Source organism: Nostoc sp. LEGE 12447 (genome assembly GCF_015206985.1).
Taxonomy (GTDB): Bacteria; Cyanobacteriota; Cyanobacteriia; order Cyanobacteriales; family Nostocaceae; genus Nostoc.
The window spans coordinates 21,743-44,468 of record NZ_JADEXT010000005.1 but is presented as its reverse complement, the minus strand read 5'-3'; the positions used below and the strand labels follow the sequence as shown (position 1 = coordinate 44,468).

General features: G+C 40.7%; 17 protein-coding genes and 2 pseudogenes. 14 read left to right on the top strand and 5 right to left on the bottom strand.

Annotated elements, in window-relative coordinates; all coding sequences use genetic code 11:
- Positions 1-653 precede the first annotated feature (653 nt).
- Positions 654-1,865, top strand: coding sequence for a glycosyltransferase family 4 protein (locus IQ274_RS08545; protein ID WP_194141989.1), 1,212 nt, complete (start codon positions 654-656; stop codon positions 1,863-1,865).
- Between the two features lie 273 nt (positions 1,866-2,138).
- Here IQ274_RS08545 and IQ274_RS08540 read toward each other — a convergent pair whose 3' ends face one another.
- The 3 genes from IQ274_RS08540 to IQ274_RS08530 all read right to left on the bottom strand — a co-directional run bounded on the left by IQ274_RS08540 (position 2,139) and on the right by IQ274_RS08530 (position 3,787).
- The gene (locus IQ274_RS08540) at positions 2,139-2,429 is read right to left on the bottom strand and encodes a hypothetical protein (protein WP_163932549.1); all 291 of its coding nucleotides are present in this window, start codon (positions 2,427-2,429) and stop codon (positions 2,139-2,141) included.
- Positions 2,410-2,655, bottom strand: a complete 246-nt coding sequence (locus tag IQ274_RS08535) for a hypothetical protein (protein WP_012408119.1) — start codon at positions 2,653-2,655, stop codon at positions 2,410-2,412. The genes IQ274_RS08540 and IQ274_RS08535 overlap by 20 nt, the downstream gene beginning before the upstream one ends.
- Positions 2,656-2,998: 343 nt before the next feature.
- Positions 2,999-3,787 carry a tryptophan-rich sensory protein gene (locus IQ274_RS08530; RefSeq protein ID WP_163932543.1) on the bottom strand — a complete coding sequence of 263 codons (789 nt, stop codon included), beginning with the start codon at positions 3,785-3,787 and terminating at the stop codon, positions 2,999-3,001.
- Between the two features lie 795 nt (positions 3,788-4,582).
- On the opposite strand from IQ274_RS08530, the gene IQ274_RS08525 reads away from it, so the two are divergent.
- The 10 genes and pseudogenes from IQ274_RS08525 (at position 4,583) to IQ274_RS08485 (ending at position 16,960) form a co-directional block, all read left to right on the top strand.
- Entirely contained in the window at positions 4,583-5,389 is an 807-nt protein-coding gene (locus tag IQ274_RS08525) for a M48 family peptidase (RefSeq protein ID WP_322745216.1), read from the top strand.
- Between the two features lie 48 nt (positions 5,390-5,437).
- Positions 5,438-5,591: pseudogene (locus IQ274_RS37965) on the top strand (alpha/beta fold hydrolase); the annotation flags it as partial.
- Complete coding sequence (locus IQ274_RS36385; protein ID WP_228058105.1) at positions 5,545-5,706, top strand: hypothetical protein; 162 nt, start codon at positions 5,545-5,547, stop codon at positions 5,704-5,706. The pseudogene IQ274_RS37965 and the gene IQ274_RS36385, both read left to right, overlap by 47 nt.
- 162 nt (positions 5,707-5,868) lie before the next feature.
- A pseudogene (locus IQ274_RS08515) lies at positions 5,869-6,267 on the top strand (transposase); the annotation flags it as partial.
- A 50-nt stretch (positions 6,268-6,317) separates the two neighbouring features.
- Positions 6,318-6,698 (top strand): hypothetical protein, encoded by a 381-nt coding sequence (locus IQ274_RS08510; RefSeq protein WP_194141986.1) that lies wholly within the window; start codon positions 6,318-6,320, stop codon positions 6,696-6,698.
- Between the two features lie 157 nt (positions 6,699-6,855).
- Positions 6,856-8,619 carry a Rieske (2Fe-2S) protein gene (locus IQ274_RS08505; protein WP_194141985.1) on the top strand — a complete coding sequence of 588 codons (1,764 nt, stop codon included), beginning with the start codon at positions 6,856-6,858 and terminating at the stop codon, positions 8,617-8,619.
- Positions 8,620-9,576: 957 nt separating this feature from the next.
- Positions 9,577-12,249, top strand: coding sequence for a beta strand repeat-containing protein (locus tag IQ274_RS08500; protein ID WP_194141984.1), 2,673 nt, complete (start codon positions 9,577-9,579; stop codon positions 12,247-12,249).
- Between the two features lie 672 nt (positions 12,250-12,921).
- Entirely contained in the window at positions 12,922-13,728 is an 807-nt protein-coding gene (locus tag IQ274_RS08495; RefSeq protein ID WP_194141983.1) for a hypothetical protein, read from the top strand.
- Positions 13,729-14,601: 873 nt separating this feature from the next.
- Positions 14,602-15,822: an MFS transporter gene (locus tag IQ274_RS08490; RefSeq protein ID WP_228058104.1), complete on the top strand. Its 1,221-nt coding sequence runs from the start codon at positions 14,602-14,604 to the stop codon at positions 15,820-15,822.
- Between the two features lie 160 nt (positions 15,823-15,982).
- Entirely contained in the window at positions 15,983-16,960 is a 978-nt protein-coding gene (locus IQ274_RS08485; RefSeq protein ID WP_163937334.1) for a hypothetical protein, read from the top strand.
- 164 nt (positions 16,961-17,124) lie between these two features.
- On the opposite strand, the gene IQ274_RS08480 is transcribed toward IQ274_RS08485, so the two are convergent.
- Entirely contained in the window at positions 17,125-18,570 is a 1,446-nt protein-coding gene (locus IQ274_RS08480) for a deoxyribodipyrimidine photo-lyase, 8-HDF type (RefSeq protein WP_194141981.1), read from the bottom strand.
- Between the two features lie 206 nt (positions 18,571-18,776).
- On the opposite strand from IQ274_RS08480, the gene IQ274_RS08475 reads away from it, so the two are divergent.
- The gene (locus IQ274_RS08475) at positions 18,777-19,331 is read left to right on the top strand and encodes a 1,2-dihydroxy-3-keto-5-methylthiopentene dioxygenase (RefSeq protein WP_194141980.1); all 555 of its coding nucleotides are present in this window, start codon (positions 18,777-18,779) and stop codon (positions 19,329-19,331) included.
- Positions 19,332-19,550: 219 nt separating this feature from the next.
- On the opposite strand, the gene IQ274_RS08470 is transcribed toward IQ274_RS08475, so the two are convergent.
- Positions 19,551-20,348 (bottom strand): hypothetical protein, encoded by a 798-nt coding sequence (locus IQ274_RS08470; RefSeq protein WP_163939244.1) that lies wholly within the window; start codon positions 20,346-20,348, stop codon positions 19,551-19,553.
- Between the two features lie 371 nt (positions 20,349-20,719).
- On the opposite strand from IQ274_RS08470, the gene IQ274_RS08465 reads away from it, so the two are divergent.
- Positions 20,720-21,166, top strand: a complete 447-nt coding sequence (locus tag IQ274_RS08465; RefSeq protein WP_163939242.1) for a TOBE domain-containing protein — start codon at positions 20,720-20,722, stop codon at positions 21,164-21,166.
- A gap of 514 nt (positions 21,167-21,680) precedes the next feature.
- On the top strand, positions 21,681-22,703 hold the full coding sequence (locus tag IQ274_RS08460) for a tRNA-dihydrouridine synthase family protein (protein ID WP_163939240.1): 1,023 nt from the start codon (positions 21,681-21,683) through the stop codon (positions 22,701-22,703).
- Positions 22,704-22,726: the final 23 nt, after the last annotated feature.

Here is a 22,726-nt window from a genome sequence, read left to right as displayed (position 1 = left end):
TGCGCCCCTACACCCTGAGAATACAGATTTTTGATTGGGGAGGACGCCTCAGCCGAACCCGCACTGGTTCGGAAAGGTGGGCTAACAAAAAGCCATCAAACTAGGAGCTAAAGGAGTTTGCCTCTTGTGTGTTTTACCTTTGCAACTTCTGAGAGCTGTTAGCAAACTCACCCTACGGAAAGTCGCCCAAGCCTCTACAGATTTATTTCAATGTGCAGAACCATTGCCGTGATAGTTATCTGAATCATAGAATCCGTTTTTCGTGCCAAAGAATAAGCACGAAAGCGTGAAGATAACTGTTAATCCAGCTAGAATCAGCTTTACATCCATTCGTTTGCTGCCCCTTACTCAAGACTTTCTTATATTAATTTAGTGCTTCCGCAATCAAACCGGATCGCTAGAAAATCTTTACTATGCTTATGTGGATTGGGCAATAGGTAAGTTTACCACAATCAGTCAGATTGTAGAACTTTTTGGTTCACCTGTCCATCCATCTGATTTAAACTAAAATGTTCACTGTTTTCGGCGTAGTACTGGATTTAAAGAGAGGTCTACGCATTGTCTATTGATTTGAAAGCTACTGTAAATCAAATGATGACATACAGCCTCTAATGAGGTCATGGTGTACATATCACATTTGATTCATGACTTATATGAACATCTTAATGCTATCTTCTACCTTTCCCTACCCACCAACGCGCGGGGGAACCCAAGTCAGAACATTTCATTTACTTAAATACCTGAGTCAACGCCATAATGTTACCCTCGCTACTCAACGCGAGGGCGATGTTACCGACGCAGAAGTAGCAGAATTAGGCAATTGTGTGGATCATCTAGCCATTTTTGAACGCCCTTCAGATTCTGGAACCACAGGAATATTGAAGAAAATACAGCGATTTGGTCGATTTTTGCAACAAGGGACACCACCAAGCGTACTTAACCGCTACTCAGCTGAGATGCAAACATGGGTTGATAACTGGGTGGAAGCAGGGAAATGTGATGTAATTACCTGCGAACATAGCGTCAATGAAATTTATGTGCGATCGCATTTTCAGAAACAGCTAAAAACTATAGTGAATGTTCATAGTTCTGTTTACGCTACCTGTCGAAACCAACTAAATACAGGCATTTCAGAAAATTCCCTGAGAGACAAAATTAATCTACCGCTTCTACGGCGTTATGAGCAAAGCTACTGTGGTAAGTTTTCGGCAATTGTAGCGACAACAGAAGAAGATAAAATTCAACTACAAGAATTTAACCCCAATAGTGAAATTACAGTTATTCCCAATGGCGTAGATTTAGTTTCTTTCCCCAACCGTAGCACCGATCCAGGAGGACATCGCTTAATTTTTATCGGCGCAATGGATAATTTGGCAAACATTGATGCTGTCTGCTTCTTCAGCAACGAAGTCTTGCCAGCAATCCAAAAACTTTATCCTGATACAATTTTCGATATTGTCGGTTCTCATCCAGTGCCAGAAGTTTTAGCACTCGATCAAAAACCAGGAATTAATGTAATTGGGCGTGTACCTTCAATGGTAGAATACTTGCATAAATGTACCATCTGTGTCGTACCCATGCGGACTGGGTTTGGTATTAAAAATAAAACTTTAGAAGCAATGGCAGCTGGTGTACCTATAGTAGCTAGCGATCGCGGCTTAGAAGGATTAGCTGTAGATGGCGTTAGTCATCCTTTACGGGCATTACGAGCAAATTCACCAACGGAATACATCACCGCTATTAGTCAACTCTTCGATCAACCACATCTGCGTGCAGAATTGTCTCATAACGGTAGACATCTGGTAGAAACAGATTTTACTTGGGATATCGCAGGTAAAAGCTATGAACAAGTTTGTCTAAGCTAACGCGCTTACAACATATTGCACTATTTTCCGTGTAGACCGTCATTAGTCATTTGTGTGTTACCAAAGACAAAGCACAAATGACAAAGGACAACCTCACCAGTTGATGTGCTTTCTTATATGCGTAACAGCTTAGTAGATAAATTCTAATTGTTTTTTCTTATCGGCCTGTAACAAATGTATGCAGAGACATTGCAATGCAACGTCTCTGCATCGGTTGGGCAAAATATGTGATCTAAATCGTATTGGTTGTTAGTTAGCTTGTAAAGAAACACGTCAATTATTATCAAACCTAGTAGAAGCACCTAAAACAAGTAATTTTTTATGCTTGCGCTTATTCTTATTCTTGAGAGTATTCAAATAACTATCAACGTAGCGGAAAGCAGCAGCACCGTCATAATCAGCAATGGCTATAGCTTGTAAGAAAACCTTTGAAGGAATTTCAAACGCTAAAAATCTTTCTGTTAAAATCAACAAATCTTTATCTGTGGCGGGAAAAGTAGTCTCTTCTATCTCTTCTGTCTCTTCTGGATCGTAGAAAATGTCTTCAATTAATGCTCTGTACACTTTGTACCTCCCCAAAAGCATAAGATGCAAAGCCTGTGATAAAGTTTAACTGCTGATCGCGAGTTTGTAAGTTAACTGGGAGTTCGGTACCAGGACATCCTATTTCCCGTAAAATCTCTAAACAATAAGCACCGAGTTGAGTGTATGGAGCTTGCTCCAATTCTTGAGCTACCTCTAGAGCCATCTCCAGATTGACTTGGATAACCGTCGTTACAGGGTTGGTCATAAACACGCCCTAATAAACTGGATGTTCTTAGTTTTGATCACAAGTACAAATAGCGTAACGGTGTTTTTGCGGAATTTATGAAGAGGGGAAAATAAAGTATCAGCGCATTTGCGGTAATGTATCGAAAATTATCCAAACAAGACTGAAAGCTTAACAATTCCGATCTAAGTGCGATCGCTACACTAAAATACATTGGCATTCACTTAATGTCAAAGACAAGCCAATATTTGCCTTAACACGTATAAATACTTATTAAAGGCGAAAGCGCTTGCCAGAAAACAAGCGAGGAAATGTGAGATATGCCTGGGGCGTGAGCCTACGGTGGGCAGGTAGGCGATCGCAGTTAAATATTTTCTTGTTGGGGGCGTAAGCTTTTAATTGTAGCGGTCAAAACTAGGACAATTGCCAAAGCAAACACGGTATTTCTGAGTATTGAGTTCTCAGAGTGTTTGAGTGCGATTGCTACTAGTGCCCAGAGTATTACTCCTGCATAAGCGATGTCTCGACGCTGGATAACTATAACTGCTGCAACTGCTGTTGCTATCAATGCCATGATGAGAGTCCATGTTATCGCAGAAATTCCCCAACCGTTCCACCCGTGAAAATACAAGGCACACGCTACATTGACGATGGTCGCCACGCTAATCCAGCCTAGATAAATGCTGATCGGAAAGTGAAGACACCATTTTTTCAGCCTAGGTACACGCGATTTGCCAATTTCTAACTGTACATAAACACCAATTAGGGGCAACAGAATCAAAAGCATTGCAATTACAGAAAGAGCAAAAAGCCGAGACAAAAACAGATATACCCAGATACTTTGAGCAACACAGGCAATCACCAACAGATAACCTGTCTTACGTAAATCAGGCTCATCTCGTTGGTTAGGTAAAGCTTGGTATATCCCAAAAGCAAACAACCCAAGGTAAATCAGCCCCCAGATAGCAAAGGCGTAATTGGCAGGGATAATCAGGACATTTTTAAATAAAGTATTGGAAATTTCCCCTATACTGAGTCCATTGAGCGGAAAAACGTTCGATACTACGTTGATAACGAAAGCACCAAAGATAGCAGCCAACGTAACAAGTTGTCGCCAAAAATCCCGGTAATTGCCTCTTGTGGACTGCTGCATAGGATGTTAACTGTTATCTTTTTGTGACTGTAACCATAAGTTTGCTCTGTGATTCGTTGACCAAGACGAGTATTTATACTCAGGGATGATCTCTTGGTTTTAAGGTTACATAAACCCTGAACTTTCGGCAACTGTATGATTTTAAAACCAAATACTAAAACTGCGATCGCGGAACTTTAAATCAAGTCTTTGGGCTTGTCCTGCGGCAGACTGATGGTTACAGTGATAATTTGAACAATATGCGATCAAGGATTAAGCATATTAGCAATAAGAATAGAAACTATTGCGTTGCCGATAAAATTTAGTTGTTGTTCGTGTCGCCTTTGATGAGTAAAGAAAGCGATACACACGTTTGAAGTGCTATGATCTGCACTTACTTGTAGCTAGAATTACCTATAACTTATTATAGGCACAATACTCTCCATAGCTTTGACTTGGTGCCAAGATAGTTTACAAAAGTTGCTCAACCAGTTGCCATAATATTGTCTTCTAGCCTTTGAAGACTTAAGGGTAAAAGTCAGATATCGAGCAAGTCAATCTGACTTCCTACATCCCGTGGAAAGTCAAAATTCTGGTACACTCAATCCATCTGGAAGGCTCATTTTTTAATGTATTAAATTAGATAAACTGCTAACTAATTCGATTTATACAAATAAGATGAACATTGATAGTATTAGCATAAAAAACATCAAAATAAAACAAAATATTATCTTACAAAACATTTTCGATTTATCTTCAGCTCCAACCCCAAATGCTGCTCATATACAACAAATAACCGAGACTTTAGTAAAAATAGTGACAGCAATTGAAAAAATATGTTTCCAGCAGCAAGTAACACCTGCCAACCTGACTAGTTCATCCCGCCAAATATACTCCTGGATGAAGTTCCTGACAGATGAATGCAACCTGCAACTTCATCTGAGAAGCACTTATTATGTGCGGCAAATCGCTAAAGAAATTCTCAGTAAACAGGATCAGGAGTCAGTTGAAGTAATGATTGAATTCACTAATCTTGCACTCTTGTACAAGGGTAAAAAGTCTAGTAACGTTGCTAAAATTGTGATTAATGAAGGTTTTATTAATGCGTCAAAAGAGGTTTTACAGGCGGTAGTCAAATCTGCCCTTTTGGGCAATAGCCAAGCTAGTACACGACTCATTAGGTCGTTTGCCAGTTCATCAGAATACAGCGATGTACTACTAGAACTTGATTTAATTGCTGAAGTAATTGCAGAGAATGCACAAGGTAAATTTTATAACCTACATCATTTATTTGACAAACTGAACTACGAATATTTTGCGGCAAATCTTGTCAAACCACGTCTTACATGGAGCCAAATTAACACTTACCGTAAGTTCGGACATTATGAGACAGCTAGAGATCGTGTGGTCATAAGTTTGACTCTTGACGATGCCAATATACCAGAGTTTGTTGCTGAGTTCGTTTTATATCACGAATTGCTGCACAAGTACCACGGCATAAAGTGGGTTCAGGGCAGAAGAATGGTTCACACAAAAGAGTTTCGTGTATATGAAAGCAGGTTCAAGTTGTACAAAGAAGCATCTGTGTGGCTGAAAAAGTTGGCATCTAGCCCAAGACTGTAAATATATTTAGATGTAATGAAAGTGTGTGTAATGATTACTGTTAGCGGGCGTGGACATGGGCGCGGTCAAGCCAACCTTGGAACGGCAATGATATGGATAGCTGGACGATCTCGCTACGCTTATTGAGACACTGGATCTCAATGATGTAGTCCTAGTTGGTCATTCGACGGGCGGCGGTGAAGTCACCCGTTATATTGGTCGTAAACTCGATTGCCATTGTCGCTAGAAACGCCGTAAAAATAGTGTTTCTAGCAGATATTCCCTTATTCCTGCCAAAAGATAGGCGACAATTCCGAGGTAGCGATCGCATTTACTAAAGCGTATCTATATTTAGCAGAACAGCGAGGTTTAAAATTGTACCGCACTCAAATCATTTACCTTTTGTCAAGATAACTTAGAAAAAATTACCTTACAAAAGCTACTAACATAAGTCTTTATAAACCTGTTCTTGTAATTGCTGGTTTTATCGAGGTAAAAAAGTCACTATCGTCGGCGCAATCAGTATGGATAAAGTATTGGCTGTGATGACACTAGATGGTTCAATGGATAGTAATGCTTTTCGTGTGTTTATCGAAAAGTTGTTAGTGCCTCAATTATGGATAGGTGCAGTTGTCATGATGGACAACCTATTTGCCCATAAGATCGATGAAATTACGTCCATAATCGAATCTGTTGGTGCCAGTGTCATCAATCTATCTTCTTATTCACCAGATTTTAATCCCATTGAACATTGGTGGTCACAGCTTAAAGCTTTTATCAAAACATTTTCTCCAAAAACTACTCAAATGGTGGATGTATTGATTGCAGTTGCTTTAAATATAATCAATCCTATGCATCTGCGAAATTGGTTTGCTAACTGTTGCTACTGTACTTCATGATTCAGGAAAGTGCTGTATAGATTAAAAAACATAAATTACTGTAAACTCCTATGGCGGACATAAATGGTAATTGGTTAGGAACTTATTGGCAAGATGAAATGCCAAGTCGATTTGAAGCAACTTTTGTGCAAAGTGGAAATGTTCTCAAGGGTTCTATTTTGGATGATAACTATTTAGGAGAAGCGACTGTTAGCGGTGAGGTAATTGGACGTAATATCAACTTTACAAAGCTTTATTTAATAACTTCGCCTTCACCAGTTACATACACAGGTACAGTCTCAGAAAACGAAGATTATATGCAAGGAAAGTGGAGCATTGGCTCTCGCTACTCTGGTTTATGGGAGGCGCGGCGAAATGGAGAGAATCTGATTGTAGATTTACAAACTTTGCTGGAAAAGCAAACTGTATTAACAACTTCAAAAAATACATAACTGAAATAGAGTAGAAAGCAGCCTTAAGCGAAAGGGTTGCTGTAGGACTTACTAGTGATTCTAAAGTTAACAAAAATTAGAATGCACAAATGCTCAAACCTGAAAAACTTTGTCAGAGTAGAAATAAGGGTTTTGACATTTACCTATGTGCAATTAAATGACTCAAATATTTGAAGGTGCAACGAAAACAGACGATTATATCCGTGTTGCTCAACTTGCAGAAGTTCAGGCAGCAGGCAGTTTATTAGTCCACAAGGAAAAGCATACCATTGCTTTGTTTTATTCAAACAATACAGTTTATGCAATTGATAACCGTTGTCCTCACATGGGCTTTCCCTTACAAGGAAGCACTTGCAAAGATGGTATTGTTACCTGTCCTTGGCATTACGCCCGTTTTGATCTTGCTAGCGGTGGAACGTTTGACTCGTGGGCAGATGATGTTCCTTGTTTCCCAGTAGAAATCCGTGATGGTGAAGTTTGGGTAAATTTAGCGCCACTAGTTAACCCTCATAGCCACCACCGCCAACGCCTGCAAGACGGTTTAGAGCAGAATATTTCTTTAGTGATTGCGAAATCAACGCTTGCACTGTTAGATATAGGGGTGAATCCGGTAGAACCATTTCTCATGGGGCTAGAATTTGGCACTCGTTATAACAAAGCAGGTTGGAGTACAGGTTTGACTATCCATACCTGCATGATGAATCTACTACCTTATCTCGATGTAGAAGACAAACCCCGTGCTTTATTCCACGGACTGTCAGCAGTAGCAAATGATAGTGCAGGTGCGCCACCAGAGTTTGTCGTTCACCCATTACCCAACTCTAAAGTAGATTTTGCGACTCTCAAAAACTGGTTTCGCCAATTTATTCAGGTGCGGGATGCTGAAGCGGCACAAAGATGTTTAGTCTCTGCTATTCGTTCAGGAGCTAATTCAAAGCAAATAGCAGATATGCTGTTCTGTGCTGCTACGGATCGTCGCTATCTTGATGTTGGGCATACGCTTGATTTTATCAATAAAGCATTAGAAGCACTTGATGCTATAGCTTGGCAAGCAGCAGAATCAATTCTAGCTAGCCTAGTTTCGGGTTTAGCCAATGCCTCCCGCATGGAAGAATCCAATTCTTGGCGCTACCCTGTAGATTTGGTGGCAATGTTAGAGTCGGCTTTTGAGCAATTACCGACTGCATTAAGTGTGGGCAAATCTCGACAAGGAAGTTGGTCACAACCAGATGAACTAATACCAATTTTATTAGGTGAAGACCCACAAGCGATCGCAGACTCGCTGTTGAATGCACTGGAAGCAGGTTGTACTGAAGAACAATTAGCTGGTGTAGTTACTTATGCAGCAGCATTACGAGTAGCTCGCTTCCACACCAATAATGACTTTGGAGATTGGAATTCAGCCCACCATCCATTTACGTTTGTAAATGCCGTACATCAAACTTTACGAAGAGTACCAACAGTCGAAGTGCTAAGAGGTGTGTTTGATGCAGCGATGAGTGTGTATTTAAATCGTTTTTTGAATGTCCCACCAGCACGCCTGCCAGAACCTAAAGACACTGTGGAAAATCCCGAACAATTACTCCAGCAGCTACCAGATTTATTAAACCGTCAGCAGCAAGTAAACCAGACAGGGCAATTAGTTGCTAACTATTTATACAGTGGTGGTAGTGCTGAAAAACTGATGGCAAGACTGGGAAAATTGATGCTACGAGAAAACCGTGATTTTCATGTCATTCAAGAAATAGAAGCCGCTTTTCGTCAGTATTCTTTCCTCGGTCAAACTTCGGCTGGAATTCATATACTAGTGGCTGCATCTCGGTATTTAGCCGCTCATTCTCCGACAATGCGATCTCAAGGGCAAACTTATCAAATTGCGGAACGTTTACATCAGGGCGATCGCTTATTTGAGGAATCGTGACCGAAAATTAGATGCGTTTGCTCTGAGTCGGAGACGCTACTTGTAGCTTGCTTCCCCGTAGGGGTACGACAAACGCTCATCAACATTCATCAGTAATTATCAAACAAAATACTGATGATAACAGATCCAATGATTCTAGTAGTCTGCCAACCCAAAAATGCTGCGTGATGGCTGGGGAAAGGGGAAGGGGTAAGGGGTAAGGGATTTGAAACCTTTCCCCCTGCCCCTTATCCCCACTTCGTGGGGCCCCCACCTTCCCCTTTACCCTTTACCCCGCCAAGTTCACTTGGCGAACTACTAGTAATTGAAAAATAGAATAGGGAGTTGGGAGTTATTATCTTGATCTCCCTCATCCTCCTTATCTCCCCCACTCTGCTTTCTATTACAAGAGGTAATATCAAGTCCAAATAATCACTTATTATTAAAATCTAGAAAATTTATTACAACAGTTTTTTGATAATAACTAACAGCTATATCAATCCTAAATCAATTTTAAAAAATAGATTAAGCACAATGTGCAATATATCTTGATTAAAAAACGTATTTTAAGAATTACTCATTGGCAAGATATACCAAATATAGAGAACTTGAAAGACGACATTTTTCATAGGGGCACAGCATTGCTTGCCGCTAAAGAAGGCTTATTCGCTCTTATAAGGATATCCTGGAACAGCCTATTTTTGTTACATATATCATGATCATGTTGTACCGATAATAAGTTTTGTATATAGTTGGTTTTCAAAAATTGCGACACTTTTGTGCAGGCATTTTTGAGAGCCTTAAAGAGGTCATAATAATTTCAGAGTGAGCAGTATTTTTATTTCGCCAGAGATATAAAACAGGATTAATTATATTTAGGCTTATTTCATCAGAAATTTATAATTGCGATCATTGTATTATGCGAGTATTACAACGATCAAATAAATTTGATCTGCAAAACTATAAAGGTTATACATTATGTCCATTATTGTTGGTACTCCTAACAATGACTTTTTGGTGGGTACTAGTGGTGACGATCAGATTTCTGGTCGTGCAGGCAATGACAACATCTCCGGGGACCTTGGAAATGACATCATTGATGGTGGAGAAGGCAACGATACTTTGGCTGGTAATGGCGGCAATGATACATTCAAGGGCAGTCGAGGTGACGACAGCATTGATGGTGGTGATGGCTTTGATACCGCAGACTACAGCAACTTAGGCACAAAAATTACCCTCTCAGGTGTAGGAACAATTACCAAAGCTGGGGGTTTTGGAACAGATACAGTCTTTAAAGTAGATAGGGTAATTGCAGATGCAACTGTTGCCAACAACACTATAGATGCCTCTCAATCTTTGACTGGGGTAGCTGCTGTTGCTGACTTAGAAGCCCAAACCATCTCTGCTCTTAACGTTCCTGGTTTGGGAACATTGACATTTAATGTAGTCAACTTTGACAACGTTATCGGCACAAATAACGATGACACCCTTAAAGGCGACAGCCAAAATAACCAATTAACTGGTCTTGCTGGCAACGACCTGATTGATGGTAGAGGTGGCAATGACCTGATTGATGGTGGAGATGGCAATGATACATTGTTCGGTGGAGATGGCGATGACGCCTTTAAGGGTGGTCAGGGTAACGACAACATTGATGGTGGGGCTGGCTTTGATACAGCAGACTACAGCAAATTAGGTAAAACTATTACCCTCTCAGGTGTAGGGACAGTTATCAAAGCTGGTGGATTGGGCCAAGACCAACTCTTGAAAGTAGATAAGGTTATTGCTGATGCTAGTGTTGCCAACAATACTATAGATGCCTCTCAATCTTTGTCTGGAGTAGCTGCTGTTGCCGACTTAGAAGCCCAAACCATCTCTGCTCTTAACGTTCCTGGTTTAGGAACATTAACATTTAATGTAGTTAACTTTGACAACGTTATCGGCACAATTAACGATGACACCCTTAAGGGCGATGGTCAAAATAACCAGTTATCTGGTCTTGCTGGTAATGACCTGATTGATGGTAAAGGTGGCAATGACATCATTGATGGTGGTGAAGGCAGTGATACGTTGTTTGGTGGTAATGGTAATGACACCTTTAAGGGTAGTCAGGGCAATGACAATATTGATGGTGGAGTCGGTACAGATACCGCAGACTACAGCAAACTAGGTCAAACTATTACCCTCTCAGGTGTAGGGACAGTTACTAAAGCTGGTGGATTAGGACAAGACCAACTATTGAATGTAGAAAAGATTATTGCTGATTCTACTGTTGCCAATAACACTATAGATGCTTCCGCATCTTTAGCTGGTGTATCAATCACAGTTAACCTACAAAGCCAAACATTGACAGCTAATAACGTTCCTGGTCTAGGGACATTACCATTTACTGTAGTTAACTTTGACGATGTAATCGGCACAAATGGAGATGACTTCATTGCTGGCGATCGCCAAAATAATAAATTAACAGGCAATGGCGGCAATGACACATTTAGAGGCAGTCAAGGTGACGACAGCATTAATGGTGGTGATGGCTTTGATACAGCAGATTACAGCAGCTTAGGCAAGAAAATTACCCTCTCAGGTGTAGGGACAATTACTAAAGCTGGCGGTTTCGGAAAAGATACAGTCTTTAAAGTAGATAGGGTAATCGCTGATGCCAGTGTTGCCAACAACACTATAGATGCATCTCAATCTTTGGCTGGGGTCGCTGCTGTTGCTGACTTAGAAGCCCAAACCATCTCTGCCCTTAATGTTCCTGGTTTGGGAACATTAACATTTAATGTAGTTAACTTTGCCAATGTCATTGGCACAATTAACAATGACTCCCTTAAGGGCGACGGCCAAAATAACCAGTTATCTGGTCTTGCTGGGAATGACCTAATTGATGGTAGAGATGGCAACGACCTGATTGATGGTGGAGATGGCAATGACACATTGATAGGTGGTGCAGGCGATGATACTTTCAAGGGCAGTCGGGGTAACGACAGCATTAATGGTGGAGATGGTCTAGATACAGCAGACTACAGCAAACTAGGCAAAGCAATCACCCTATCAGGTGTAGGACAAATCACCAAAGCTGGCGGCTTTGGAACAGACACAGTTTTTAAAGTAGAAACAGTTATTGCTGATGCTAGCGTTGCTAATAACACCATAGATTCCTCTCAATCTGTTGCTGGTGTATCTGTCATCGCTAACTTACAGGAGCAAACTATCTCTGCCCTTAACGTTCCTAGTCTGGGGACAATAACATTTAATGTACTCAACTTTGATAATCTCATCGGTACAAATGCAAGTGACAGCATTACTGGCGATAGCCAAAATAACCGATTAGAAGGTAGAGATGGTAATGACACTATCTCCGGTGGCTTCGGTAATGACACCATCATCGGTGAGCAAGGTAACGATATTCTCACCGGTGGTTTTGGTGCAGATAAGTTTATCTTCAATAGCTTAAGTGATGCTATTGACATTATCAAAGATTACACCTTTGGTCAGAGTGACGTAATCCAAGTTTCTAAAGCAGGGTTTGGTACTACTAACAGTGGAGACTTTACGTATGACAACTCTAGTGGTAACTTGTCTTTCTTAGGTAATCAATTCGCCTTCATTGAAAATCTCTCATCCAATGTGAGTATTCAATTAGTGTAAAGTTCTACGGGTTATATCTCCATGACAAGTTAAAGCTTTTTGCCCTTTGTTGTGGAAGCACTGACTATTAGTTTACACATAACAAATTGAGAGTAGTACAGACACGAGTAATTGTCTCTGTACCCCAGGATAAAAGTTATGTTGCAAAAACAGAATGAGGTTGGGCTGGTAAAAGTATGAATTGTGTCAACTCTCACCAGCTAGCCCTCAAAAAATTTGGTTATTCAGTACTTTATATCCTAAATCAATCTGCTAGAAACCTGAAAATATTGCTGTACGGCAAAAACAGGCGTTATCTTTTAAAATTTTACGCTTTTCTATTAGTTAGGTATTCGAAGCTAGATTTTAAAGCCAAATTTTGATGTTTAACTAATAATTTGGTGCGAAAAATACTGGAAAACCAAAAGTTTTTGCAACATATTCATTGAATATGGCAGTTGCTTCAAATCTCTCGACCCAACACACTATGGTAAACGCATCTAAGGTATAATAATCCTTTAACAGCAAGGGGGTTAGCGTTTGATAGTTTAGGCTATTTTCTAGCTAAAAGCCTTATTTAGTAAGAGTTTTATAAATTCGATGCGTTTGCCATGAAAAACATACTGTTTAATTTTTGGTGTTGAATTATCCTATTTTAATGATATTATTCTACAAAATTAAGGAGTGAGCTTGGTGCAATTTACAATCAATCAATTATTCAATAAGCTGTCTGTAAAATATTTAACCGTAATTACAGGTATAGTCACGATTCTCCCATTACCAGTTAATGCAGCTACATTTTTAGTAACGGAACGTGCAGGTTTAGAAGGTAACGATCAAGTCAATTGGGGAAGTTTGGGTAAAGTATTCAATCCCTCTGCTCCTGACTTTTCTGTTTTTTTACCTAATTCTTTCTCAACAACATCCCAAGGTGGTTTAGGGTTAGATATAAATATAGCTCCAACTAATAATTCTCGGGTTACTCCACCGTTTGTTTTTCAAACTTTACCTTCCCCTGGAATTCGGAGTAACTTCGCTTCAGGTGATTTTATTCTCTTTGGAGGTATAGATCCTACAGGTTTTATCCCTCTTCCTCCTGGTACTCCTGATCCTGGTACTAAGGGTAACGGTGAACCTTTAACAATTAGTTTTGCCCAGCCTGTTTTCGGCGCTGGGGCTCAGATAGCTATAGACAGTAGTAAATTGAAAATTGAAACTTTTCTCAACGCTTTTGATAGCACCAATAACCTGTTGGCTAGTTTCTCAGTTCCAAATATTTCGTCCTTAGCATTAGATAATTCGGCAGTGTTCTTGGGAGTTCGTAGTGACACTCCAAACATCTCACGACTAGTTTTTAGTAGTTCTGCTCCCCAATTCGGTTTGGCCATTAATCAAGTAAGTATTCTTGCAGTTCCCGAATCGACTTATACCTTGGCAATATTAGCTTTTGGTGTTTCTGGTGCTGTTTTGAAGCTACGCCAACGTAACTTAGCCAAATAATTAATTCTAATTCGTAATTTGGAAGAGGGTACAGTAGCCCACACCAAAATCTCTGATTGGGTGGTCTCCAACATACTCTTTCCGAGGCACTTTGAGTAGTAAGATCCCCGTAGCAATGCTTACGTGGACTCGCTTTCTCGTGTCGCTATCAGTCATTAGTCCAGAGCTAAGGAGATTTTTGAATAAGAAATTACCAGATCAAACAGTCATTTTCCCATTAGGGAATCACAACTAACTCAATAGATCAGGGCGATCGCACGGGATTTCAGAAATTCATGCTGTATAAGGATATTGATGAAAAATAGGCTAACTCAAAAAAAGCCAAAACCCTTGCTATTAAAGGATTCTTATACTTTAGATGCCTTTACCCTGCTCAATAGGTCGATCGGGTAATTTATTTTACGGAAATCATCTAGCACTGATTGTAATTACGAATGATGTTAGCAATACTCGTTAACGTCACGATCAATACGACTTATTTTGATGCTCACACAGCGTCGAAATAGCTCGTGATTGAAGAAGTTTGAAGTTCCAAACATACTCCAACTTCTATCAGACGTAAGTTCCGCAACATTTTGATCTTTAGCCAAATTCAAGTCAATGTCATACAAAGAAGTCGAACACATCATAGAAGCTAAGATACAAAAAGCTATACGGAAGCACGAAATCGTAGTTGCTTTTATTAGTAGTATTACTGGCTTAATTTTCATAATGGGTTTATTCCACGCTATTTCGCTCAACCACGCTCAAATACACGCATTTTGCTTGAACTGATTACTGATTGCATTCAATGGGTCTTTACGATTGAGCATTCCCTGCTGTGCATAAAACCAATCCGAGTTACATATATTTTTTAAAAAAGGGAATTGCACTATGGAGAGCAAAAATAATAGCAGGCCTATATTGGTCTTATTTTTGACTGTATTTATAGACCTGCTGGGCTTCGGAATTATTCTGCCGATACTGCCTTTGTATGCTGAACAATTCGGCGCAAAACCTAATGAAGCCACTCTACTTGTGGCTATTTATTCTTTAATGCAGTTCTTATTTGCACCACTATGGGGCAGATTTAGCGATCGCTACGGTCGTCGTCCGGTTTTATTACTGACCTTATTCGGTTCTGTAATAGCATACACAGGCTTAGGCTTTGCTAACTCATTATGGATGTTGTTTCTTGCTCGTAGTCTTGCGGGAATTATGGCAGGGAATATTAGTACTGCTCAGGCATACATCGCAGATATTACTACGCCAGCTAATCGAGCCCGTGGTATGGGCATAATCGGAGCAGCTTTTGGTCTTGGCTTCATTCTCGGCCCAGCTATTGGAGGTCTTCTCATCGGGTCAGATCCAGACAACGCTAACTTTCATTTACCGTCGTTGTTCTCAGGTGGATTATCTTTATTTGCATTGCTTTGTGCTTTGATGTTACTTCCTGAATCTCTAAATTCTGAAACTAAAGCCAAGATGCAAGCTAATCGCCACCGCCGGCGACGGCTGAACTTATTACAACTGTCACAGCGTCCACAGTTTTGTGTGCTTGTAGGTATCTACTTTTTTGTTACCTTTGCAGTTGCAGCTATGGACTCTACATTAGCTTTATGGTCTAAGCAGCAATTAAACTGGGGCCCTCAACAAACTAGTTATCTTTTTGCTTTCATGGGGATTGTTAGCACAATCGTTCAAGGAGGACTAATCGGATTCCTCAAGAAAAACTTTGGTGAAATCAAATTACTGACCTTGGGGATATTAGGGTTAGGTTTAGGATTACTGCTAATTGGATTCTCACAAAGCTTAAGTTTATTGTTGGTCGCTACTACACTTGTGGCATGGGGAATTAGTGTTAGTCAACCAATATTGAATAGCCTAATTTCCCAGATGACTGCCCCAGAAGAGCAAGGACAAATATTAGGAATTGCCAGTTCTTGTTCTGCCTTAGCACGCATCGTTGGGCCAATTTGGGCAGGGATTAGTTTTATGAAACTTGGGAGTGATTCTCCTTTTTTGAGCGGATTTTTAGTAATGATCGTAGCTTTGCTTCTTAGTTTACGAGTTACTAAAAGTGCATCTGAATCAAACAAAGAACGTGTAGCCTAACATCTATATCTTAGAGGATCTAAAGTTATTACTGATGTATCCAAAACTCTACATCCTCCTAAATCCTTCTTAAAAAGGAGGACTTTGAGAGGGTTATTCTCCCCTTGTTATTAAACATTACGAACTACGAATTACGAACTACGAATTACGAATTAATAATATGACAGGTCGCCGAGTATTATTTTTAGGCATCTTTGTAAGCATCCTCCTAACCTACGCAATTTGGATCGGTGGGAGCATTCCTGCAAGCATAATCAAACTTCCTGACCAAGGATTAAACTGGTACTACTGGAAGCTTCCCCAACCAACCTTTTGGAGTCGAACGACAGCTTGGGGTATGTACATTGGGCATCAGTTTAGCATCTGGGCGTGTATATTGTGGGCGCAGCGATCGCAGTTGAAATACAAATCAGCCCTGCACCCGATAAATTACCTCATGCTTGCCATTAATGGTATATTTATCGCTTTACACTTCCTCCAGACCTACATTTGGTATGATGCTCTCGCTCAAGATACTTCAATTTGGGCTTCTCAAGGTGCAGTTGTACTGTTACTGGTGTTCGTACTGATTTTAGAAACGCCTCGACGCGGTTTGTTTTTTGGCAATTCTGTTCCATTCCATCAACAGTTTTTGCAAATTATCAAGCTGTACCACGGCTACTTTTTCTCCTTTGCCGCTATCTACACCTTCTGGTATCATCCAATGGAAGCAACTGTAGGGCACTTAATCGGTTTTCTCTATATGTTCTTGCTTCTGCTCCAATCGTCGTTGATATTTAACCGCGCCCATGTCAACCGTTGGTGGACATTCACTTTAGAAATTACAGTGGTTTTACATAGTGTAATTGTATCTTTGATGCTAGGACAAAGCAAGTGGCCAACATTTCTCTTTGGTTTTTTTGGCATTTTAGTACTTACCCAACTCCACGGTCTACCTGTTGGTATCTGGACTAAACGTACTATCTACGCAGCTTTTTTAGTCAGTGTAATGGTCGTTTATGGACTTACTGAACGCGGCTTGGGTAGAATTTACGAAGTAACCTATATTCCTCTGATTGAGTTTGGATTGGTTGGCGCAATTTACTTAATCTTTTTGATCGTGTTATGGACAATTTCTCGTGTACCTATCAAGACTTAATATGATACCCGTTAAAATATTTGATATGTTTGTAGTAAAGACTTTAGTCCTTTCTCCAAGACGCTACGCGAGCAAAATCAGGACTTCAGTCATGACTACAAACGTTTTTGAAGTAAGGTTGATTAGCCAGAGATGTTATGAATAAATATTAACAACTAACTATCTTACTCACCACCACTAATACTTTTTTGTTGTTGATAACGCAGTTTAAACTGGTTTTGTTGTATTTTATGATCCACAATTGGGTCGGGATAGCCAACAGCATGACGTTCTAAAGGTGGAATTTTTCCAGTAACTAAATATTCTGTATCTACAGACCTTAATTCTGATACCCATTGCCGAATATATTCCCCTTCTGGATCAAATTTTTGTGTTTGACTGGCTGGGTTGAAAATTCGCACAGGTTTGGGGTCCATACCGCTAGAAGCACTCCATTGCCAACCGCCATTATTAGCAGACAAATCTCCATCAATCAACTTCTGCATAAAGTATTTTTCTCCCAATTGTGGATTAATTAGCAAGTCTTTGGTGAGGAAACTCGCAACAATCATTCGACAACGGTTGTGCATCCAGCCACTTTCATTCATCTGGCGCATTGCTGCATCCACAATAGGGTAGCCAGTTCTTCCTTCACACCAAGCTTGGAAATGTTCTTCATTAGTTTCCCAAGGAAAGTTCTTAAAGGTGTCGCGGAAAGCACCATCAGCTAATTCCGGGAAGTTATACATTGCATGTTGATAAAACTCCCGCCAGGCTAATTCCTGTTGCCATGTGCGAATATTAACTGCTGTTTCCTCACTGCGACTATTTTCTAGTGCTTCGATGGTGGCTTGCCAAACGGTGCGAATGCCAATTACGCCAAATTTCAATGCTGCACTTAGTTGTGATGTTCCGTCAACTGCGGGGAAATTTCTCTGTTCTTGGTATTCAGTAATAGCTTTATTAGTAAATTCTTCTAATCGTTCTTGTGCCGCCGCCTCTCCTGGTGAAATAATTAATTGTTCATCCCAAATAAACCCTAAATCTTTAGCTGAAGGTAATGTCAAAGAACCCGCAAGTTTTGCAATTTCTTGTTCAGCTTCTGTTAATCCCTCAACATTTTGTAGTGTTTCAACTGGGTTCGCTTTTGGTTTGGTAATCCAATTTTTCCAGAAGGGGGTATAAACTGTGTAAGGACTGTTACCACCGGTGCGGATCTCATCTGGGGAATTGAGGATTTGATCCCAGTTTTGATCAAGAAACTCAATACCTTTTTCTTTGAGAGCATTTATAACGGTGCGATCGCGTTCTTGTGAATAAGGTTCTACATCCCAATTCCAAAAAACAGCTTTGGCATTTATTGCCTCTGCTAAAGCTGGTATAGCTTGTACAGGATCGGCGTGGAGTATTAACAACTGGCTACCAACTTGAGCATATCGCTCTTGGAGTTTCTGCAAACAGCCAATCATATAAGTTACTCTCACAGGAGCAACATCATCCCGTTCTAGAATATGTGGATCGAGGCAAAACACGCCCACCACCTTCGGACTCCGCCGTTTTGCCGCAGCCAGCCCCGTGTTGTCAGAAATGCGTAAATCGCGCCGATGCCAAAACAGAATTAAGTCAGACATTCTATGCTGTATATAGTTCACCCGTACTAGCTTAGATGCTAGTGGTACCAATGAACATCATTCTGGCGATAAATTATATTCTGTAAATGGGCATTGGGAAGAATTTATTCCCCATTCCCCATTCCCCGGTTTGTCAGTCGGGAATAGTGGTTTTTTAGCTCAAAGATAGAGTATACTTTTCTTAACAGTTAATTAGTCTTTTTGTCATGGCTAACCTACTACTTGACGACGGTACAATTGAGAGCGATTTGGGCGAAATAGCTCGTGAACTTGCGCCTTTTGGCATTCAACTCAGACACTACGATCCAGGAACATCGCTACTCTTCCCCAATCTGTTAAGCCAAGACGTTTTAACTGAGTCGGAGAAACGTTATTGCGTAGAACTCCATAACAGCGTTTTTGAATTTCTTCAGCAAGAAAATGGTGCTATCTGGTGTGACTTGCTAAATGTGCATCCAGGTTCCTTTAATCTTCACCATCTAATAGCAACCTACGGCCGTTACCATACTCATCCTGCGCCTGAACCCCTCTACGTGTTGGCAGGAGAAATGATCTATGGCTTCGTGCGGCCTGATGGCAGTCAGGTACAGCTTTTAGTTCAGGCACAAGACTATCTTTACATCCCCGCTGACGTTGAGCATTGGTGCAGTCCAACTGCATCGTTGAATTTCAAAGCAGTACGCTATTTTGCGATCGCCGAAGGTTGGGTTCCCAATTATACAGGTACTCAAGTTAGTGATTCACTCAACAAGCAAGGTTAAAGCTCAGTTACATTATTGCAAACTGTGATATTTCTTACTTAATGCTTTAACTCTAAACTCAGTTTCCATCGATAACGTTTGCCGCTATCTTTCAGAACAGTATCCCGAAAGCTTTGCCACCTGGTTGTTAGGCAGAACCCCAGCAGACGTTAAAGACCTCAAAACTGTGTTGAGTGACTTGACAAAATGGTTAAATAATGTAGTGAAAAACTGAAAGATTCACTCAACTTCCTCACAGAGAATTAACAGCGTTTCCATCGCCTCTGCTAGAGAAATTAACTCTGTCCAAGAGGAGCCACTAACTAGATTTTGAGCGTGAGCTAATCGGTTTCGCAACTGTTCCGCAGACTTTAGGAAGCGTTCCCCAAACCGTTTGGATTTTAATCCCAGTTGCTGGAGAAGTTCTGGCTGATTTAAAATCAACTCTCGCTTATCACAAAATTGCAGATAATCTAACAAATCCGTAGCTTCGTTTCTTTCCTGACTCTCTCGCCATAGCCGTTGAGCAACTTCTAAGCGCTCAGGTTTGAGGACTTCTTGCCAAGAATCTTGAGGATAGTAAATCCGCACCAGCCGCAGCAAATTCATTTCTAGGAGCGTTACCAAGCCAAACAGCAGCATTCGTGCGGGTGCTTTCTGCAAATCGCCACATGTAATAATACCACTTACCTGATTGCAGTCCAAGACAAACAATCGTGGAGTTTGTTGCAGGATGGGTAGCAACTTTATCAGTGGGGTGGAAATGGCTATTAGTTCTTTGGGATGAAACACCCGTTGATAGTCGCCACACTTGCCTTCTTTACCTTGAATCAAACTGGAGCGTTCTACATAACCGCTGATAATATCTCCTGTCTCAACGCCGATAACATCAAAATTTTGTGCCTGCATCCAATGCAGCACTTCTGTCACCTCCGCATTAGCTGGCATAGCTTTAAGGGGTTCTGCGACGTATTCAATGGTGATATTGTTCTCAAATAAACTCCGCAGGTCTTGAGAACGCGATTTTAGGTGTTTCATCCCCCGGCTGTGAACTCACGTTAGATAATCCTAGGGCACTCACGCGATGTCTGCGACGGGCTACGCCTACGCCAGTGGAATTTTCTGCCAGATTACCCCTGCAATCGCTATCTCGACAAATACCATAGGCTAACATCATACTATCCTAGTTACTATAAAGATAGTGATGCTTAGACATTTTCAAGGAACAAAATATTTTGTAACTACAAAAAAATAAATATTTATGTAGTTATTTAGATCGGATTAGTTGATTTATTTTGCAAAAAATGCCGAAAATTATCGCAAAAAAAATGTTATTACTAAAACGACATATCGAATTGATAGTTGGTAGAATCTTACCAAGATAACCAAAATTGATAAATAATATTATTATGCCAAGAAAAGAACAAGGATGGGTTACATTTCAAACCTCAGAGGACGAGCGGAAGATTCTAGAGGAGTTTTGCGAGCAGTCTCAACGTACCAAGACTGAGATTTTGCGAGAACTTGTGCGTAGTCTCACTCAGCACTCGTCAGGAACAGTATTACCACCAACTCAGCAGGAAAAACAGGAAGATATTTACTATACTCAGAAGCCTAGCATAGAAAGTACTATTCCTAAGAAATCACTAAAAGTTAGCTCTCGCAATATTCTTAAAGGTGTTGTTAAACGAGTTGTTTATGGAGCAGTTAATAGTGAGGTAACTCTGGAAATTATTCATAAAGTAGAATTAACCTCAATTATCACCAGAGCTTCGGCAGAAGAGTTAGAACTATCTGAGGGAAAAGAAGCTTATGCAGTCATTAAGTCGAACGATATTGTCATTGCTAGAGAATAACAATATGTGATTTTAGGCGGAGGGATTAATTGGTATGATTCTTGTTTTGCTTGCTGCTATACAAGATTTTATACTCGCTTTTAAAAAATCTTGATCAACAATTATATCGTGTCCGGCTAAAGACTTATCATTTAGACCGCAGGTGGCAGGGGGAAAGAAGCTTTTCCGATTTTTGCACAGATGCGGTAATCATAAGTGATTGACTGGACTTGATATTAATTGGCTGTAGAGACGTATATCTATGCGTCCCTACTGGTTTTAACCTTAATTTGACATAGATAACAGATGTGTAACTCTTACAAGTTTTATCTAGCATAGGCGTAGCCCGCACTTCTCTACGAGAGGCTGCGCCCTAAGCGTAGCTATGCCGCAGGCTTTACGACTGCGCTCAGTACAAGAAGCTCAGTAATCATCGTAGATATCGCATCTACACCTACAGCAAAACTGACGAAGGTTACAACTTTTAGTAAGGATTTTTTGATAGAGTGATGCTTTGTCAAACGCTCTCATATTCATGTCGTCCCAGGTATCGCTCCCCCAATCACTCCATCCATACCTACCCCTCACCGCTCTTGCGCCTATGCAGGATGTGACAAACCTCTGGTTTATGAAGGTAATTGCCCACTATGGCAGCCCTGACTACTTCTTCACCGAGTATTTCCGCGTCAATGATACCTCACGGCTCAATCGTAACATTCTGGCAGCAATCACCGAAAACGACACGGGTCGCCCCGTTTTTGCTCAAATGATTGGCGAAAGCATTCCAGACTTAGTAAGAACAGCAATTGATCTCTGCCGCTATAATATCGCTGGAGTTGATTTGAACATGGGCTGCCCGGCACCTAGAATCTATCGCAAAAATGTTGGGGGTGGGTTGTTGCTCTCACCAGAAAAAATAGATCGGATTTTAGCAGAATTGCGGCAGGCAGTGAACGATCGCCCTTTGACTGTCAAGATGCGCGTAGGTTTTGAAAATACAGATAACTTTTACAAAATTCTAGATATAATCAATCGCCACAACATTGATTTATTGAGTTTGCATGGTCGCACAGTGAAAGATATGTACCACGGGGCAGTGAGATATGATTTAATTGCTGAAGCGGTTAGACGAGTTGATTGTCCAGTGCTTGCAAATGGCAATATCAACTCTGCAAAAACTGCTATTGAAGTGCTTTCTCAAACGGGCGCGGCTGGTGTGATGGTAGGGCGCTGGGCGATTGGCAATCCTTGGATTTTTAATCAAATTCGGCAAGCTTTGCGCTTCGAGCCGATCGCACCCGTTCCTTTAGTAGAAGTACGCAACTATATCGATCGTTTATGGCAGACCCCCACAGCAGCAACTATGCCAGAGCGATCGCGTGTAGGCTATCTGAAAATGTTCCTCAACTACATTGCCCTGAGTGTTGACGCTGAAGGTCATTTCCTACGGCTAATGCGACAGACGCAGACCGAGATAGAATTGTTTAACCTCTGCGATCGCGTTCTCCTTGCCGATCTGACGAAAACTTTAGCCCTAGCACCCTCCTTGAGCGTTTAAGTAACTATGGCAACTATTTGAAA